Consider the following 19207-nt stretch of genomic DNA (forward strand, 5'->3'; position numbering starts at 1 on the left):
GAAATAAAGAGATGTTTCAATAAAAAACTCAAAAGGTATCAGACAATTAATCAAACAATATCAAAAGTGTCACTTTTGTCACCTTTTCGCCAGTACGCACTAGATATGAGATACTTAAAAAAACAACAATTGTCACCTTTTGTGGAGATATACCTCCGAATTGTAAACTTTTGAAGCAAACCGCTAAAAAGTAAGCGCTGCTTGATTATATTTGTTCTCTTAATTGATAAAACCATGACATGGAGAAATTACCCGATATAAAAGCTTTCCGATTCAAGGATACATCTTTTGCCAATCTGATGACTAAACGTATTTTTAATGTCTTGTTGATAGCAACGAAATACGATTCATTTATGCTGGAGGATGATGGACGCATTGATGAACAGATATTTAATGAATATACATCACTTAATCTAAACTATCCGCCTCGTTTTACTCAGGTATATTCAGAAGATGAGGCTATACGGAAGATAAGTGAAAATCATTATGAACTGATCATTCAGATGCCAAACATGGATGATACGGATATATTCTCCACAGCAAAGCATATAAAAGAGCTATATCCAGAAACACCATTCATTGTACTTACGCCTTTCTCTAAAGAGGTATCAAAAAGGCTGTCGTCGGAAGATTTATCGGGTGTTGATTACGTGTTTAGCTGGCTTGGAAACCCCGATCTCTTATTGGCTATAATTAAGCTAATAGAAGATAGTATGAATGTAGAACATGACACAGAGAGTGTAGGTGTACAAGTTATACTCCTCATCGAGGACTCTGTACGGTTTTACTCTTCGGCATTACCCACTCTGTTCAAAATTGTGATGGAGGCATCAAAGGAATTTTCGAAAGAGGCTTTGAACGAACACCAGCAAATGCTGCGTATGCGTGGACGTCCAAAAATCATGTTGGCACGTACCTTCGAAGAAGCTGTTGACATCTATAAGAAATACTATAACAACATCTTAGGCGTTATTACCGATATGAGTTATGCTCATGGAGGGACAAAAGATAAGTTAGCCGGCTACAATTTTGTAAAATGGATGCGGAAGCAACGGCGATTTGCCCCGGTGGTCTTCACCTCATCAGAAGTCAAGAACAAAGCTTATGCTGATGAATTAGGCTGTAGTTTTATTGATAAGAATTCAAAAAGTTTTCCTCGGGATTTGAAAAAGCAGGTGGTCAACAATTTCGGATTTGGAGATTTTATTATAATAGACCCTGAGACCGGAAATGAGATTATGCGTATACGCAATCTGAAAGATATGCAGAAGAATATATTCAACATTCCGGATGCATCGATAGAGTACCACCTTTCACACGATCATTTTTCTCGTTTCTTCTACTCCAGAGCCATGTTCCCTTTGGCAGAATGGCTAAAGCGCATTGCGGTTACAGATTTTAGCAGTATGGAAGAGGCTCGTCAGATTATATACGATATGATTATAAAATATCGTAAAGTAAAGAATTCGGGAATAGTCGCCACATTCGACAAAGATCGCTTCGATGAATTTTCTAATTTTGCCCGAATGGGTGACGGTTCTATAGGTGGAAAAGGGCGTAGCATCGCTTTTATTGATAATATAATAAAAGAACACTTAGAGCTAAATGAGGATAACAAGATTTCGGTCAAGATTCCTCGTACGGTAGTATTATGCACCGACATCTTTGATGAGTTCATGGAGACTAATGACCTGTATCCAATAGCATTATCAGAGAAGTCGGATGATGAAATATTAAGGTGCTTCTTTCGAGCGGGATTACCTGATCGCCTTATCGAAGATTTCATGGTCTTTCTGGATGCAATAGATGCTCCAATTGCCGTACGCTCTTCCAGTCTGCTTGAAGACTCGCACTATCAGCCTTTTGCCGGCGTATATTCAACTTACATGATCCCTTTGATGAAAGACAAGTATGATACGCTCGGATTGCTTAGCAAGGCTATAAAAGCGGTATATGCTTCTGTTTTTTACAAAGACAGTAAAACTTATATGACTGCAACACAGAACCTGATAGATCAGGAAAAAATGGCTATAGTCATACAAGAGGCAGTGGGGACTAATTACGAAGATCATTTCTATCCTACCATATCGGGTGTTGCCCGATCATTGAATTTTTACCCTATAGGGAACGAACGCCCGGAAGAAGGTATAGCCAACATTGTATTAGGTTTGGGTAAATACATTGTAGAAGGAGGTTCTAATCTGCGCTTCTCGCCGGCGCACCCACACAATATTGTACAGCTGAGTTCTGTAGATTTGGCTTTAAGAGATACACAACGCTTTTTTTACGCTTTGGACACAAAGAATATTCAAAAGGAATTTACAACGAATGATGGTTTTAACCTTTTGAAACTAAATATAAAAGATGCAGAAAAGGATGGTTCTATAAAATATATATCATCTACTTACGATCCTGTTGATCAGGTTATATATGATGGATATTACGATAGTGGACGAAAGATTATATCGTTTGCAAACGTTTTACAGCATAATGTTTTTCCTTTGGCTGAAATCCTACAGCAAGTTTTGAAAATAGGACAATCGGAAATGGGACGCGCTGTAGAAATAGAATTTGCAGTAGACCTGAAAGACAAAGGAGAAGGGATATTTTATCTGTTGCAAATAAGACCCATAGTACAAAATAAAGAATTGCAGATTGAAGATTTGTCTCGGATAAAACCGGAAGATGAGATATTACACTCGAATAACGCTCTGGGACATGGAGTTATAAGTGATGTACATGATATTATCTACGTGAAAACAAAGAATTTCAATGCAGCTAATAACACAAAAATAGCAACAGAGATTGATAAACTGAATGCTGAATTTCTGGAGAAAGAAAAAAACTACATACTGGTAGGTCCCGGAAGATGGGGAAGCAGTGATTCTTGGCTAGGTATTCCGGTTAAATGGCCTCAAATATCGAATGCTCAGGTGTTGGTCGAACTTACCTTGGATAACTATAAAATAGAGCCTAGTCAGGGTACTCATTTCTTTCAGAACCTGACATCTTTTGGCGTTGGATATTTCTCTATCAATCCGTTCACATCTAATGATGGTTTGTTTGATGAAGATTATCTGAATAAACAACCTGCGGTCTTCGAAACTGATTATATACGACATGTTCAGTTTTCAAATCCGATGGTTATAAAGATAAATGGAAAAAAGAACATTGGAACCGTACTGAAACCCGAACAAATATAAATTGATTGTTTATGAGAATAATAATTGGGATAATCTTACTTCTATCTTTTGTTGCGATTGGGCTAAAAGCCCAAAATGTAGGGCTTGCTACTTATTATGGCAAGAAGTTTAATAACAGAAAAACTGCCAGTGGCGAAATATACAAAAAAGACAGTATGGTTTGCGCCCATCGAACTTATCCTTTTGGTTCTCTATTGAAAGTAAAGAGTTTAAAGAATGATAAAGAAATAATTGTCAAGGTTATCGACCGAGGTCCTTTTAGGAAGAAATGTATAATAGATTTATCATATGCTGCAGCGAAAGAGCTCGATATGGTACATCATGGATTGATGAAAGTAGAAGTGTCGGAATATATAAAACCGATTCAGGATACCATTAGGCCGGATAGCATCGCTTTGATAAAAAATCCGCTTGTACAGTAATACTGAGTGTTAGATATTTAGTATACTTGGAGGTAGAATTTGCTATTAATCACACAAAAAATCTTGTATCTTGAATAAAATATTATATCTTTGCAGTCGCTAACCCAAAATGGTTCCTTGGCCGAGTGGTTAGGCACCGGTCTGCAAAACCGTCTACGGCGGTTCGAATCCGCCAGGAACCTCTTTAAATCCTTGTAATCGACTGACTATCAGTGCTGGTTTCAAGGATTTTTCTTTTTTAGGATTAGAAATAGGATTAAAACCAACGATTCTCCAATGTTTTAAGGGGTTTTCTAAGAATGACATGATATGGGTTTGCAATCTTTTAAAATGGTAAATCATCCTCTAGATTAAAATCATTTACCATAAAAGTCTTATGATCAACTAGTGCTAAATTATATTTCTTAAATATTCGATTAGCTATCTCAAAGACAGACTCATTATCCAAATTATCATTAGAATAAAATTTTGATTGTAATTCGGAGATATATGCTACTTCAATATTAGGTATTCTTTCTAAAAGAGTTATCCATTTTAAACCTTCTTCCGTATTTTTTGAATTTAGTACTAAATTACGAATCATCTCGGCATATATAGATTTTGACTTCTCGTTTGTAGTTACAATCTTAAATATTTCTTCTGCTATTTTATGAGAATCTTTGTTTTTAGATTGTATACCCTGATATTTACCAAATAATCCATATGGATCAGCACCTTTTCTTATTGGAGCAACAAGAACTCTACGTCCAATAGCAACTCCTACTTCTTGGTCGCACCAAGCGCTTTTTATGAAGTCTGGAGTTACAATCGCACATAATCCGTTCATGGTAAACAAAGCTTTCTCTATCTCAGTCATCCATTCTTTTGAGGGTTCTATATCTTCATGAGCGACAAATCCAGATATAGCATATTCCTCTAAACATATTTTCAGATTAGTTGCAGATGATTTATTTGCAGTTAAATGACTAATAAACATTTTGAAAAAGCCAAGCTTCCAACATTGAGGCTCTTCCGTTAGTGTTAAATCATCAGATTTATATAATCCAAGTTCTTCTGCTATTTTTACAATTTTTGAAGAAGGAACACTTTCTAAAGCTTTCTGAACATAGACTCTTTTACTTCCATATCCATCGGATGGTTTCTTTATTCCATATTCATTTAGATATACATTGATTTCATCATAAGTCATTCGGCTTTGTAATTCGACTGCAATTGAATATACTAAATTCACTTTTTCTAAAGGAGTCATATTATAATTCTGCATTTAAAAGATTTAGGTATAAAAATACTAATTTATAATTAAGTTTAAGTAAGTCGTGAAATAAATTGTTTACAGGCTTTATTTCTTCAATTCCTATATCTACATTCGATTTCATATATAAAAATTAATAGCAGGCAAGGAATATGCCTTATCGGTCGATCCATAAATATAGTTACTGAATAAGTTTTATATTTCTCGTATTTCAAGATACATTACAATCTCTATAATAATTACAGTGTTTACTTATAGCTCCCGATAAGTTTACAGTCACTAGAGATTAAACCATTATCACTAATCTATTATCAGACCATACACAATACACTAATTCTGACAACGATAATATTGGCAGAATTTATTTAATTTTCAGAATCTCAAACTCAATATATTCATTCATATTAAACTATATTTCCAATAACTATTATCGACAATTAAAACAAAATATGGTCGCACTGTATATGTTTATAGCTCTCTTTTTCTCCCTTGTTTGTAATGAAATACCTATATAATAATAAAGCTTTCCAAAATGTGTCTATAACTTCTGCCAATAGGAATTATTTCTTTACCTACCTTCATCGCATTGCCGACCAAGCCTGTTACTTGCTTAAGGTTAACCATATACGAACGGTGAACTCTGGGGATAAAAGGACATTTCATTTTTTGTTCTATCTGCCCTAATGTTAGGGAGGATAAGTGTTCTTTAGTCTGATTGCAAAAGACAATAGTTGTGTAACTGCCTTCAGCTTTCAGATAAAGAATCTGGTCGAAAGGTATATACTTCACAGTTTTACCAGTGCGTACAAACAGAGCAGGAATAATATATAAAACTTCATTGTCAATATTTCTCATAATCAGTATTAGTTATATTAAGAAATAGAGCGATATTGACCATTTCAAAAGGGCCTCGACAGAGACCCTTACAAATGATTATCCCGTATAATCAGCCAATTATAGCATACATTATGAAGCAACATTCTCAAAGCTTAATCAGGCTGTTTTATTCCCAGTCGTATCCTGAAGTAATGAAAGAATTATTTTCATCAAACTAAATGGCTATGTAGCCAAACAAGAAAATCAGCAACCAGGAAGTATACAACGTTCGATACTTACGCAAATATGGATAGAATCAAAACAAAATATAAGTATTAGAACAATTTTTTTAGGTCATTTGTTAATTAGAAGTATAAAGAAATATGAGTTTCTCTTAAAAAAAACAACCATAGAACAAGAAAGTTAGGAAATGTATATAAATATTGTCCTCAGTGATAATTGCATAGAATAGATAAACATCGGTTATAGTTAAAGTAAGAGTCAATTATTTGACATTAGAGGGCTACTTTTATTACAACCGATGTATACATGTTCACATTACATTTTTATTAGCCTCAAAACAGACCTCCTCCCTTAAGACTCTAATTACAAGAATACTATCGTAATGTGTTGATAATTTTTGTAGTAAATTTATCAGGAAAGGTCAAAGCTTCGAGATAAAGCTGAGATAGTGTTTCCTCATTAAAAGGGATACCTCCTAGACTATCATTTTCAACGTCTCTGAAAATTTGTAGATTTGGATTAGAGTTCATTTTTCCACCAAGAGCTTTATACCCCCTAAAGAAGTATGTCGAAATTTTCCTACGCCATCTTACTCGCATTTGATCATTTGGAGCTATGTTCTGAGGAAAATTCCAAAAATCACCCCTGCCCAAATGGGTAGCAGTAGCCGGCATTCCATTTGCACTCATAAAGATACTACATGGTATACATGAAGCAACCTTTGTTGTTCCCGGCCCTAGAGAATACTCGATATGGGCTTGTTCATTTTCAAGATTTGGATATGATAGCATTGCTTGTATCATGCCATGAACACAACCAAAAAGATGATCTCTCTGCATCCCCCCCTGAGGTGTTGGTTCGTTCGGAACATAAACAATATTAGCAGGTTGTGCTCTTTGTGCTCTAGCAACACTGTTCGAAGCATTCATAACTTCTATTGCGATTCCGTCATATTCTTGATAAACGTCATCGGTGACATTCATTCTGTATGAGGGTCTGTAAATAGAGAGTATGGAAGGTCCTATTATATTAAAGCCACCGGTACGTATAAATCCACCAATGTATGCTCCACGAGGCTGAGTTATACTTGCATCAGCCTCCATAGCATCCCAAAATCCTTCTGTTTGATCATATGCACCAATAATAGTCGTATCATGGATTTGATCCTGATTGAGTGGTTTTGCTAAAATATAAGGCTGATAACGAGCTGGAACCGTTGGGATAAATTTTACATTAACTCCAGCATCTCTTAATATTAACCGACGTAATTCTTCATGTTCTCGCATAACCTCCTGTTGCTGCTGCTGATTTCCACTCAATTCATACTCGAAGTCTGTACATAGACCCTCATCTACATTTCTAATTTGTGCTTGATCTTCAATGAAGCCTATTGTTATTATTGTACATAAGGCATCCGCTGTCGTTTTAGTTAATGGACGAATTGACATAAGCTTAACTTTTAATGATTAATAATTCTCTACTCTTACTTGGCTTTTCTGATTTCTATATGTGTTACTTTTTCCAAATCAGGTTCAACTCTATACAATTTTCTTCTTCTTTGATATTTTGCAATTCAAACTCTGCGTTTCCTCCATTCCATATAAGAGGAGACAAAAACGTCGTTTTATTATCTTTTCCGGGAAAAGGAATATACCGATAATCTATCATAGAATACACCCCTGAACGTATCAGCTGATAATAAGGATGGGAAGACTTCGTATTAACCATATTCATATCCCACGCCTCTTCATCGGACATATCTACATGATAAATTAATAGTCCTGTACCAGGTAAATATCGATCCCATCCTCCAGCCTGACGATTCTCAAAATAAAAATATTCTTTCGTATCAGGAATTGCGATCTTAAATGCAAATAATATGGGTGCTGCGGACGAGTAACTGCTTACAGGATTTAAATTTATAGAGATAACCGTATCAATCCGTTCAAGAACAGGAATATCCATCCATTTCACATATTCTCTTTCAAAAGCCGAATACCCGGCAGGGCAACGACCTTTGTCAAGATAATTACCTCTATCCATAATACTCATACTACCTAAAGTCAGACCACTTCCAGACAATGTGTTATAAAAATCGGGTAAGCCAAGTACATGGCTAAATTCATGACAAAAAGTGCCAATAGTGGCCATTAGAGGGTCTGGATCATGATCCTTTCCGATGTACTCGGATGAACACGCATAGCGTCCTATAGTCTTATTGGATATGATCAAACTTGAATCTGCAATATTTCCGGCATGTGCCCATATATATTCTTTCTTGTTTGGATTTTCATTCTCACAATAAGATGCAAAAAATATATATACCATATCTACCAGTGCATCATTATTACTGTCGTATTTAGAAAAGTCAACCTCTATAGAAGCCTTTTTACAAGCATCAATCACCATTTCTGCCGCATGAATTTCTTCCTGGTTATCACCGTTTTGCCCATAGTATGCCATTGGCTTTGGTAACCGAATAGGTCCTATTACATTAAAATGGGGAAAAAACAAGCTATCAGAATTTGCGATAAAATAATCTCTTACACTCCCTTTAGCTCCCTGATAATTATAGCCTTCAGTATTTAACAGAGAGCAGAAATTCTCCTTAGGTGCGGGTACAGTAAAATGAGTATCAGAAAATTCGACAAGTATAACTAATCCGTTAAATTCGCCTATTGAATTTATTTTCTGAGCTTTCAGCGATGTTACAGGAGATATACTATCTTTATAAAAGACAGGTATTCCATGAGCCAATTCTATGGATATCAATAAAGCGATGAAAAGACTGTAAATTTGAACCATGATGGAATTGTATTTATAAATCCTCTTTTATCTTTTTCTTTCTATTAAAAAGATTAAAGAGGATTCGTTCATTTTTCATTCTTTGAGGTTAACAGGTTGGTCTATTATCCTCAAATTTAATTAGGATATCTTCAGTTTTTGTTGGCTTACCTAATGTTTGCAGATAAGCTTCCTTATCGTCTTCAGGCGTATTTGCCCGTTGTTGGCTGAGAGTTCCTTTTTTCACAGAGCGTTCTACAAACGTATTGTAAACATCAGCAGCAGCATCGATTGCGGCAGCTAGTTCTTTCATTGTCATTTTACTGGCATCAAATTGACCTTGATACAGATAAAGGAAAGTTCCTAGATCGATGCGATTAACATCAATTACCGATTTAGTAGCTACTACGGCAACTACACGTTCCATTCTTGTTGTAATGGATTTAGCTGTTACACCTTGATACCAAGCCTTCATATCCACCCGAACCGGAGATAGTCCATCAGTAGCTACATAATACATTTCGATCGTATCTGACGATGCTTCACCCTCCCCTAAAAAAATATTAAGAGCACTGCTGGCTAGATTACCAATCCCATTGATTATATTCTGCTTATCACCACTCAGAAATGCGGTGAGGCTGGAAGTAACTACATTGCCTATATTTCCAGCTTCACTCGACGAAAACGCACGAACTTCTTTTTTACTCCCTACCATATATGTAATAGGTACCGTCTTGTTACTTTTTTCTTCACCGGCAGTCAATAGGCTTTTCTCAATATCCCTGATAAAAATATCGGCTTTCGCACTTCCCAACTGTTCCAAAGCTTTTACAGCTTCTTTTTGCTCTTCGAATTTTGCATCCGTGGCATCAAAACTTTTGATTGCATCTTTGATTATTGACATAATTCTTCAGATTTTAAATTAGTAATAAATAGGGATTTATAAATATACCGAAGCATATTATTATTTTAATTTCTATTCATCAGTTCTTTATACTATAATCTCCTATCCTATTAAGGATTAAATTTGTCAGTATCTGTATTTATTGTCTTGCAATGAATATCTAGAATGTTTTATATCACAAACGTATAGTAGGTTTTATGCAAATGGAAAATAATATTGATGAACAACAGATTCTCCTAATAAGCAGATAGATAATAGGCATGAATAGAAATTAGAGTATTAAAAAAGAATAAAACACAAAAGCTCCATATTTATATCTATATGTTTGAACCCACACTAAACACTATACAGATATTCTTGTATTTAGATTAATAAATAAAGTTTAAGATTATTTGGAAGACTTAAGACTTTCAAGTTCATATTTTTTATTTTCATTATGAATCCAATGATTTTTGTATTCTTAAAATAATTTAATATATTTGAATATATAAGAAGTATCCATAAAGAAAAGCAAGGTAATAAAAAGGACTAACTTAACTTTTTAACCGATTGCTTATGAAGACAAATTATTATAAAAACTCCATATTTATCTGTATAAATCTAATAGAAGACATTCAGCACTTCTTTCCAAAACTCTTTAATCTATAACTAAAAAAAAGACTTTTTAATCTTTGTGGACTGCACAAGAAGGTGCCTGGTCCTATAATTTTGAATTTACGATAATATTAATATAAAATATAACATGAAAGCAATTGCATTAACATTGGCAAGTGTTTTCGGCTGTGCATTTTCTTTGTCTGCACAACTGAACATTTCTCATAATCAATACCGCGCTGGTGATGTACTGGTCAAGCAGCAGGTAGAGTATGTAAACCCCGGTGAAAGCGGAAACAACAAGCTCTGGGATTTCAGTAAACTCAAATCTGTCAACGATGAATATACTCTTACCTATTCTCTTCCTCCGTTGGAAGGAGACAGTGTATATATACTGGGTAATACCCGTTATTTGAAGAAGGACGTATCAGACAATGAACTGATCGTCGGTACTGAACACAATACGATGTACTATTATCATTTAACAAATGATTCTCTTTTGCAGAAAGGGCATGAAAACCCTTCGGTGGTATTAAACTATATTAATCCCATGCTGCTGATGCATTTCCCGTTAAACTACGGGCAAAGATCTTCATCAGACTACAAATCAAAAGGAGTTTATTCCTCTACAGTAGATATAAAGACACAAGGAGTAATGACTACTACAGCTGATGCCTACGGTAAGATGATCCTTCCAACGGGAGATACGCTTAGCCCTGTACTCAGGGTAAAGACCTTACAAACAATCTTTGATGTATCTCAGGAAGGTAGTTCTGTTACATCTGAAACAGACAATGCCGGTAAGCAGCTGGAAACCTGCCGCTGGTACAGCAAAGGGTATCGTTATCCAGTCTTTGAAACAATACGGAACATTAACCTGAGAGACAGTACGGAGATATTCAAGACAGCATTCTTTTTTCCTCCTCAGGATCATTTATATCTGGATACCGATCCCGAGAACCAGGCACTGCTGGATGAACTGTGGAAGGAACCACAAGACAACAATCAGAACACAGATAAAGGACAAGCCAAGTCCGTCACATTGGAAGATGTGATGACTTGCAGACTATATCCGAACCCGGTGGAATCATTCTTGAACATAGAATATGAATTAAAGGAAGACGCCAAAGTCTCATTTGAGTTGTACTCGTTGGAAGGTATGCCGGTCAAGAAGATCGCCTTGAAGAACAGAACAAAAGGAACATACTATGAAACGATCGACTGTTCATCGCTTTATCCGAAGAACTATGCGTTAAGGATTACCGCCAATGACCTGTTTGTAAATGAAATTATTATTAAAAAGTAAATTAAATATAAATAAAAGTATATGAAAAGGATATTCTTTCTTCTAGTCTCTATCTTCGCCTTATTGACAGGGATTCATAACCTGGCTTTCGGACAGGAACTCTCTCTAAAATCTTACATGCCGGATATTATTCCCCCTTCGCCAACAGCTTATAAGTTTACAGCATTTGGTAATATTCCTTTTAACAGTAGTACCGGAACTTTCCAATATAGTCTTCCTATTTATGCAATAGAGATGACTGATTTTAATATGCTTATATCTCTAACATATAATAGCGGGGGAGTTAAAGTAGACGAAACATCATCGATAACAGGGCATGACTGGAGTTTGGATGCCGGAGGTATTATATCTAGAGTTATGCGTGGTAAGCCAGATGAATTATCCAGTCGGTGGTATCCTTCATCAATCAATACGCAAACCGATGCCATAAAGATAAAAAACATAACGAATCAGACCGCTCCAACGAACTATGATACGGAAAGAGACTGGTTTTCATTCAGGGTGAACGGACTTTCAGGAAATTTTTATTTCGATGAAAATTTAAATATTTATATAGACAGCAAAGATTATGTGAAAATTGAATATAATCCGGACAGTAATTCTTTAAATAACGTAGGGTACGGGGTTCCGTCTACCTTTACAATTACTGATAACAAAGGATATAAATATATATTCGGAGGAAGCCATGAGTATCAGGAAGGTATGCAGACATCCACTAATAATTCTCCGCGAAACCTGTTTTATTATTCAGCATGGTTTCTCAAAGAAATTATTACACCCAATCAAAATAAGGTCAGTTTTAAATACCGGGAAAATAATATGAGTTATATTGCCGGTAATACCTATAGCCTCCTGTATAGAGAACAATGCAGGCAAAGTGACTATATAGGCAATTATTCGGAAACATCATCTTACAGCACTATAAAATCAAGGGTAATATCTGAGATCTCTTTTGCTAACGGGACAATTCTTTTCGCCTATAATACCGGACGGCAGGACAACGGCGGTGTTTCTTTGAAAGAGATCCATATAAAGAATCAATCCAGTACTATAAGAAAATTGTTACTCAATTATGATGTTAGCCCATCTCGGTTATTTCTCAATAATGTAAAAATCCAGGATGAAAATGGAACATCTGCAGAAACCTATTCATTCGATTATTATTCAAAAGAACAACTTCCTCCTCGACTGAGTTTTAACAAAGATAAATATGGTTATTATAATGGCAAGAATAATAACCGTCCATTCAGTAAATCTCTTAAAGAAGATCCGGTAATCTATTCAATTTTACAGAAAGGATATATGGCAGATACCTATGCTACGGCAGACCAGGAAGTATATCCTGAATACACTCATTACGGCATGCTTAAAACCATCACTTTCCCGACGGGAGGATACACAAATATCACGTACGAGGGAAATTCCACAGAAAAACTTGTAGACGATTATACATACAGTACAAATTTTATTGAGTTATTCAGGAATTGTAAAAGGGTAGATTATACAACACTTAAATTTGTATCGAATGGTGAAGACCTTAACTTTTCTGCCGGAGCGGGATTAGATTATAATGCAACCCAAAATGGTTGCCAATCGCCCGTTCCTGATCCCACACATGATATTTATACCGTAAAGGTTAGAGATCTCACTTCCGGTCAAACAATTCTGGCTTTGACTGGAGATTATGGGAATAAAACCTCCACCATCACGCCGTGTTCAGACACCCCCTCCGCAGACTATATGTATGCCATATGTCCTATAAAAACGACCAAAGGTCATGAATATGAAATCAGTTTAGATATGGGTTCCAAGCCAATGAATGCTGCGCGCGGGACTATAGATATTAAATATAATCGTGTAGGAGCAAAAAACAAAAAGAAAGTATATTCGGGTGGAGTCCGGGTTAAATCCATCTATGATTATGCAAATGGTCAAATTATAAACAAACGGAGTTTTTACTATAACGAATTATCAAAGTACCCATCCGATCTTACATCACTCAATGAGATAATATCACCTAAGTATTACCGGATGACTAAATATATATTAAAGTGTGAAGTTCCCGGAGCAGAGCATCCGATAACTGCTTTTTACGACAGAAACATATTGGAAATATCGGCATCTACACTTAATAGCTTATACAACAACAGGAAACAGCAGTCTTATTATACTGTTGTTACGGAGTTAAAGCAAACCGGAGCTTCTAATAGCGGAGCGATAGAAAGATTTTATCATGATGCAACGGATGTTCCCTGTGTGGTGGTTCAAAGGCAGGAAAACTTAGGTACAGCTTATTCCAATACCGGGGATAAATATTATGGATTGTTGAAAAACGAAAAAGTATACAAAAATGAATCCGGCAAATATATATTATCGGGTGAAAAAAGCCTTGAATACAGTTTTAACTCGAATGGAATCCTTCCCAGCTGGGTTTTAAACCAGGATTACGAACATCCCATAAATATGGTTCTCTTAGATAACGATGTGTCGAATGTATCTATTATGTACTATCATAATTATCTAACAACAGTAAAAGATATTAAAATCCAAGAAAAAAGCTATCTGTCGGGAAATAATATTATTTCAAATAAAATCAATACTTATAGCAGTTCTCCATATTATAATCTCAAAACGTCAACCTTCACGACAAGTACCAGAGAGAGTGTTATAACCCAATATAAGTATGCTCCGGATTTAGTCGGGATACAAACTAATATGGATAAGATGATAAGCCAGAATAAGGTAGGTATACCGATTATAACAGAGATTAGAAAAAAGAACCTGGCTAATTCTGAAAAACCGTTACAATATGCCAAAACAGAATATACCCAGTTTGGCTCAAGTTCTTTATTGAAGCCCGGTTCGATATTTATGTCAAAAGATGCTTCGTCTGCAGAAGAGCGCATTAAATATCATAACTATGATAAATATGGCAACCCTATCTATTTATCTAAAGATGATTCAAATCATACTTTTTATCTATGGTCTTATAGTGGCCAATATCCTATAGCAGAGATAAAAAATGCCACTTTCACAGAAGTTGAAACTGCTGCAAAAACAATCTTTTCAGTTGCTAGTATTGATGCATTATCTGCATTATCAATACCTAGTGAGACGAAGTTAAAGGATGGTAGTCTTCAAAGAGCTTTACCTAAGGCCTTAGTTACGACTTACACCTATAAACCTCTAGTAGGTATGTTAACTTCTACCTATCCATCGGGTATTACTACTTATTATGATTATGATAGCTTTGGACGGCTCAAAGAAACTTATATCTATAAAGATAATATTGTCAGTGCTGCCAACAAACAAATTATACAATCATACGATTATCATTATCAAAACCAATAAAAATAAAACGAACTATTATGAAAATGATTATAATTTTTATGTGTTTTTCACTATCAATAATAAATGCTTTTTCTCAAGACCAACCTATAAATAGAAAATTATTAGTGAAAGATAGAATTGATATTACTAATACTTCAACAAATACTTTGCGCTCAGTTTTTGCTCGGTTAGAGGAAGGGAATACGACGGGAGATGGAACATTTTTGGGAGTACGTTCCTATGTTACTCAACCTATCAATACTAAATCATTTGCCATAGAACATAGATTTTATAACATATTAAATAACAGTATTAATTTTTACAGAGGAAACAGCTATACAGGAGGCTCTGTAGGCATAGCCGTGAATGATGGGACTGAAATAGCTCGTTTTCATTCATCAGGGCTCAATCTCGCCGGAACAATCAATGCCCGGCAAGTGAATATAAAAGTTAACGCAGGCGCCGACTTTGTATTCTCTCCTGATTATCAGTTAAAGCCTTTATCGGAGGTGGAGGCCTTTGTAAAAGAGAACAAACATTTACCTGAAATCCCATCAGAAAAACAAATGGTTGAAAATGGATTGAATGTGAACGAGATGCAGATAAAGCTTTTATTGAAGATCGAGGAACTGACATTGTATGTTATCGAGCAGAATAAGCAAAATAAAGATCTGCAAAAGCAAATAGATGAATTAAAAGAACAATTAAAAGCCTCTCAACCATGAAACAGCTATTTACCATCATATCCTTTTATCTTATCAGTTTAGGGTTAACGAGTCAGGTGAAAATTACTTTAGAGACTGCACAAACTACAGGTGGTACTCAAACCGCTTGCCAGACAATCAGTCTTTTACCCGGCTTCAGTTTCAAAGCCACCAGCACATCGGGAGGTCTTACTTTAAGGGTGAATCCTTCGACCTGCGATCCTTATGCGGGTCAAGCCTCTTCGGTGAGTGCATCCCAGAACTATATCCAGACCAAGACCTATATCGCGGATGACGGCAGCCGGTACATGGAAACCATCCAGTATTTCGACGGATTGGGTCGTCCGGTGCAGACTGTACAGCGAGGTGTTACTCCTCAGGCAGCCGACCTTGTGACTTATCAGGAGTATGACCCTTTCGGACGAGAAGACCGTTCGTGGCTTCCGGCGGTAGCTGCGGGTAACAACGGTGCTTATATGCCATTGGCTAACTATAAAGCTAGTGCGATGGCTACCTACAGGAGTACTACCTATAACACCGCTTTTGATTCGGTAGCTTACAGCCGTCCTATTTATGAAGCCTCTCCTCTGAGCCGTGTCCTTGAGCAATATGCACCGGGAGCAGACTGGCATAAAAACGGGAAAGGTGTAAAAACTCATTACAAAACCAATATTGCAGGAAATGCAACCCTGAACTGTATTCTATACATAGCAGGCGGTACAAACCAAAGTCCCACTTTGACAAAAAACGGAAACTATGCCACCGGACAGCTGTATGTAACAGAAGTTAAGGATGAAGACGGGCATGCCTCCTACGAGTTTAAAGACAAACTGGGACAAATTGTACTGACCCGACAGATGGAAGGAAGCACTGCACACGATACCTATTATGTATACAACGATTTCGGCAACCTTTGTTTTGTCCTGCCCCCACGTATCAACGATGAAGGCATAGCACAAGCCAAACTCGACCAGCTGGGCTACCAGTATAAATATGACGACCGCAACCGCTGTATCTGGAAACGCCTTCCCGGTTGTGAACCGATATACTATGTTTACGACAAGGCCGACCGCCTGATCTTTACACAAGAGGGTGAGCAACGGGCAAAGCAACCAACTCCCGAATGGACTTTTAATAAATACGATACCTTCGGCCGGTTGGTTATCTCGGGGATATATCCATCCTCTGCATCACACGCAAGTCTAATAACTAAATGTAAAGATATTGTTGTAACAGAAAAAATAGACCCGAATAAATATTATGGATATACATGGAATATTCTACCTGAAGTAGTCTACACAGGCTCTATGATAATTAATTATTATGATGCATATGATGCATTTCCCAACAATACTCAAATTAACTACAGAGAATTACTGAAATATACTGAAAAGAGCGGATACGGACAGAGGTATATTGACAACGGTTTGCTATTAAATACACCCAAAGGGCAACTGACAGCAACACGTGCAAGAAGCCTCATGCCTGATGGAAGTATGGAAGTTGGTACTGTCTCGATGTTATACTATGATAACCGTGGTCGTTTAATTCAAACTAAATCGGCAAATCATTTGGGTGGAGTAGACGAAGAATATATCGCCTATAATTTTACCGGTCAGCCTACGAAGAAAATGCATGTCCATACCAAGGATGCCAATGGAGGAGGAAAACAAACGGAGGTCTATACCTATACCTACGACCATGCAGGACGGTTGCTGACCACAACCCACCAATTGACCGACGGTACAACGGCAAGGCCACAGGTCACTCTAGCCGATAATACCTATGACGAGTTGGGTAGGCTCAAAAGCAATCAAAAGGGAGGTCTCGCTTCATCCAAAACAACTTACGGTTACAACATCCGTTCGTGGACAAAATCGATCACCAGCCCGTTGTTTAGCCAGACATTGTATTACAACGATAAGGTAACGGCACATAGCTATTCAGACTATGAATCCGCCTACAATGGCAATATATCGGGTATGGAATGGCAACTGCAAGGCGAAAGCAAAAGAAGCTACAGGTTTAAGTATGATAACCTGTCACGCCTTCTGCATGCTGCATACAATGGGGTAACCTCCGGCGGAATGTATAATACCTCCTATATCTATGATAAGCACGGGAATATAACAGGCTTGAACCGGATAGGAAAGACAAGTGCTGTGAATTATGCGTTGGTTGATAACATGACTCTGACTTATGCGGGTAATCAGATGATTCATGTGGCAGATGGTGTAAAGAACTTTGCTTATGCCCCGTCGGCAGACTTTAAGGATGTGCCCAATGCTCCGGGTGTTGTGGAATACACTTATAACAAGAATGGGGCAATGAATAAAGATTTGAATAAAGGGATAACTGAAATTCAGTATAATTCATTAAATTTACCACGAGCTATAGAGATAGCCAACCCGAGCGTAAAAGGTCGCATCAAGTACACGTACTCGGCCGCAGGGGTAAAACTCAGGACAGTTCATGAGACGGATATGAATGTGCAGAATGCCACAGTAATGGCAGTGGCTCCATTCTCGCCAGAAACAACCACTACGGAAACAACCGATTATGTGGGTAATGTTATCTATAAAAATAATGTCTTGAATAGGATACTGGTTGACGGAGGATATATAGAAGGAGGAGTTTATCATTACTATATGACTGACCACTTGGGTAACAACCGTGTAGTGGTAAATGCCAGTGGAACGGTAACACAAAGGAACCATTATTATCCGTTCGGTACAGCTTTTGCAGAGAATACTGTAGATGAACAGAAGAAGCAGCCGTACAAATACAATGGCAAGGAACTGGATCAAATGCACGGATTGAATCTCTATGATTATTCGGCAAGGTATTATGAAAGTGCAGTGGGGAGGTTTACAACGGTCGATCCGTTGGCGGAGAAATATTATAGTTGGAGTCCGTATGCATATGTGATGAATAATCCGTTAAAATATACTGATCCAACAGGAATGTATGTTTCCGAGGAAAGTGTTGGAGCATGGGTTAATGCAGCTTTTAGAACTTATATACTTTTAGAAATATATCAGAGAAATAATACTAATGGACAATATGATCAAGCAATTTCATATTTGCAGTTAACATCATCCAATTTAGAAAAAATATGGAACAGTGGAAATAGGTATGAAATTACACAATTAGAATTAGGGTCAATTGGAGGATTTTCATACGATAAAGAAAGAAATATATTCAAAATAGAGTATCTTGGAGGATTTGATGATGACAATCTATATCATGAAATTACTCATGGAGGTCAGTATGAAAATGGTACATTAGGATTTATGTATGTTCAAGATAGTAATGGGAAAATACGTGCTGTACCTTTTACTGGGGTAAATTCAGAAATAGAAGCATATCGGGTTAGTCATGTTTATGCAAAAATAACATCAAATAAAAATATAGAAGATATTAATACAAATTATGTTAGAAGTATACAAGTAAATGGTAATGATCTATATCCAGTGAACATGAATGCTTCATTAGGGCATTATCTTGATGGTGAATCTCAATATTGGACAATTCGATTAGGGTTATCTCCAATCGGATCCGATAAGACTCAGTCTATTGTAGTAGGTGAACACCCTAATGATTTTGTAAAGTTAAATCAACTTCCGTTTATGAAATGGAATAAATGAGA

At 36.5% G+C, this 19207-nt stretch carries 11 protein-coding genes and 1 tRNA gene; 7 read left to right on the forward strand and 5 right to left on the reverse strand.

The window, feature by feature from the left end; translation table 11 throughout:
• Positions 1–239 precede the first annotated feature (239 nt).
• The 3 genes from HMPREF9456_RS13360 (at position 240) to HMPREF9456_RS13370 (ending at position 3807) form a co-directional block, all read left to right on the forward strand.
• Positions 240–3203, forward strand: coding sequence for a PEP/pyruvate-binding domain-containing protein (locus HMPREF9456_RS13360; RefSeq protein WP_006844070.1), 2964 nt, complete (start codon positions 240–242; stop codon positions 3201–3203).
• A gap of 11 nt (positions 3204–3214) precedes the next feature.
• On the forward strand, positions 3215–3625 hold the full coding sequence (locus HMPREF9456_RS13365; protein ID WP_006844071.1) for a septal ring lytic transglycosylase RlpA family protein: 411 nt from the start codon (positions 3215–3217) through the stop codon (positions 3623–3625).
• A gap of 111 nt (positions 3626–3736) precedes the next feature.
• Positions 3737–3807: transfer RNA gene (locus tag HMPREF9456_RS13370), tRNA-Cys, on the forward strand.
• A 143-nt stretch (positions 3808–3950) separates the two neighbouring features.
• On the opposite strand, the gene HMPREF9456_RS13375 is transcribed toward HMPREF9456_RS13370, so the two are convergent.
• From HMPREF9456_RS13375 to HMPREF9456_RS13395, 5 genes are all read right to left on the reverse strand, one after another.
• Positions 3951–4874 (reverse strand): toll/interleukin-1 receptor domain-containing protein, encoded by a 924-nt coding sequence (locus HMPREF9456_RS13375; protein WP_245531027.1) that lies wholly within the window; start codon positions 4872–4874, stop codon positions 3951–3953.
• Between the two features lie 510 nt (positions 4875–5384).
• A complete protein-coding gene (locus tag HMPREF9456_RS13380) occupies positions 5385–5732 on the reverse strand; it encodes a LytR/AlgR family response regulator transcription factor (protein WP_006844075.1) in 348 nt (115 codons plus the stop codon).
• Positions 5733–6310: 578 nt separating this feature from the next.
• Entirely contained in the window at positions 6311–7384 is a 1074-nt protein-coding gene (locus HMPREF9456_RS13385) for a hypothetical protein (RefSeq protein WP_006844076.1), read from the reverse strand.
• 64 nt (positions 7385–7448) lie between these two features.
• A complete protein-coding gene (locus HMPREF9456_RS13390; RefSeq protein WP_006844077.1) occupies positions 7449–8741 on the reverse strand; it encodes a M6 family metalloprotease domain-containing protein in 1293 nt (430 codons plus the stop codon).
• Positions 8742–8829: 88 nt separating this feature from the next.
• A complete protein-coding gene (locus HMPREF9456_RS13395) occupies positions 8830–9624 on the reverse strand; it encodes a hypothetical protein (RefSeq protein WP_006844078.1) in 795 nt (264 codons plus the stop codon).
• A 742-nt stretch (positions 9625–10366) separates the two neighbouring features.
• Between HMPREF9456_RS13395 and HMPREF9456_RS13400 the strand changes: the two genes are divergently transcribed.
• The 4 genes from HMPREF9456_RS13400 (at position 10367) to HMPREF9456_RS13415 (ending at position 19205) form a co-directional block, all read left to right on the forward strand.
• Complete coding sequence (locus HMPREF9456_RS13400; RefSeq protein WP_006844079.1) at positions 10367–11524, forward strand: T9SS type A sorting domain-containing protein; 1158 nt, start codon at positions 10367–10369, stop codon at positions 11522–11524.
• A gap of 21 nt (positions 11525–11545) precedes the next feature.
• Positions 11546–14875, forward strand: a complete 3330-nt coding sequence (locus HMPREF9456_RS13405; protein ID WP_006844080.1) for a hypothetical protein — start codon at positions 11546–11548, stop codon at positions 14873–14875.
• A gap of 104 nt (positions 14876–14979) precedes the next feature.
• Positions 14980–15579: a hypothetical protein gene (locus HMPREF9456_RS13410; protein WP_245531028.1), complete on the forward strand. Its 600-nt coding sequence runs from the start codon at positions 14980–14982 to the stop codon at positions 15577–15579.
• Positions 15576–19205, forward strand: a complete 3630-nt coding sequence (locus tag HMPREF9456_RS13415) for a DUF6443 domain-containing protein (protein ID WP_006844082.1) — start codon at positions 15576–15578, stop codon at positions 19203–19205. Before HMPREF9456_RS13410 ends, HMPREF9456_RS13415 begins: the two co-directional genes overlap by 4 nt.
• Positions 19206–19207: the final 2 nt, after the last annotated feature.

Origin of the sequence: Dysgonomonas mossii DSM 22836, assembly GCF_000213575.1 — a bacterium.
GTDB classification, from domain to species: Bacteria; Bacteroidota; Bacteroidia; order Bacteroidales; family Dysgonomonadaceae; genus Dysgonomonas; species Dysgonomonas mossii.

What these genes read in the sequence shown, in the direction of transcription:
- HMPREF9456_RS13360 (WP_006844070.1), top strand. Translation starts at nt 240, where the DNA reads ATGGAGAAATTACCCGATATAAAAGCTTTCCGATTCAAGGATACATCT.
- HMPREF9456_RS13365 (WP_006844071.1), top strand. Translation starts at nt 3,215, where the DNA reads ATGAGAATAATAATTGGGATAATCTTACTTCTATCTTTTGTTGCGATT.
- HMPREF9456_RS13375 (WP_245531027.1), bottom strand. Translation starts at nt 4,874, where the DNA reads ATGACTCCTTTAGAAAAAGTGAATTTAGTATATTCAATTGCAGTCGAA.
- HMPREF9456_RS13380 (WP_006844075.1), bottom strand. Translation starts at nt 5,732, where the DNA reads ATGAGAAATATTGACAATGAAGTTTTATATATTATTCCTGCTCTGTTT.
- HMPREF9456_RS13385 (WP_006844076.1), bottom strand. Translation starts at nt 7,384, where the DNA reads ATGTCAATTCGTCCATTAACTAAAACGACAGCGGATGCCTTATGTACA.
- HMPREF9456_RS13390 (WP_006844077.1), bottom strand. Translation starts at nt 8,741, where the DNA reads ATGGTTCAAATTTACAGTCTTTTCATCGCTTTATTGATATCCATAGAA.
- HMPREF9456_RS13395 (WP_006844078.1), bottom strand. Translation starts at nt 9,624, where the DNA reads ATGTCAATAATCAAAGATGCAATCAAAAGTTTTGATGCCACGGATGCA.
- HMPREF9456_RS13400 (WP_006844079.1), top strand. Translation starts at nt 10,367, where the DNA reads ATGAAAGCAATTGCATTAACATTGGCAAGTGTTTTCGGCTGTGCATTT.
- HMPREF9456_RS13405 (WP_006844080.1), top strand. Translation starts at nt 11,546, where the DNA reads ATGAAAAGGATATTCTTTCTTCTAGTCTCTATCTTCGCCTTATTGACA.
- HMPREF9456_RS13415 (WP_006844082.1), top strand. Translation starts at nt 15,576, where the DNA reads ATGAAACAGCTATTTACCATCATATCCTTTTATCTTATCAGTTTAGGG.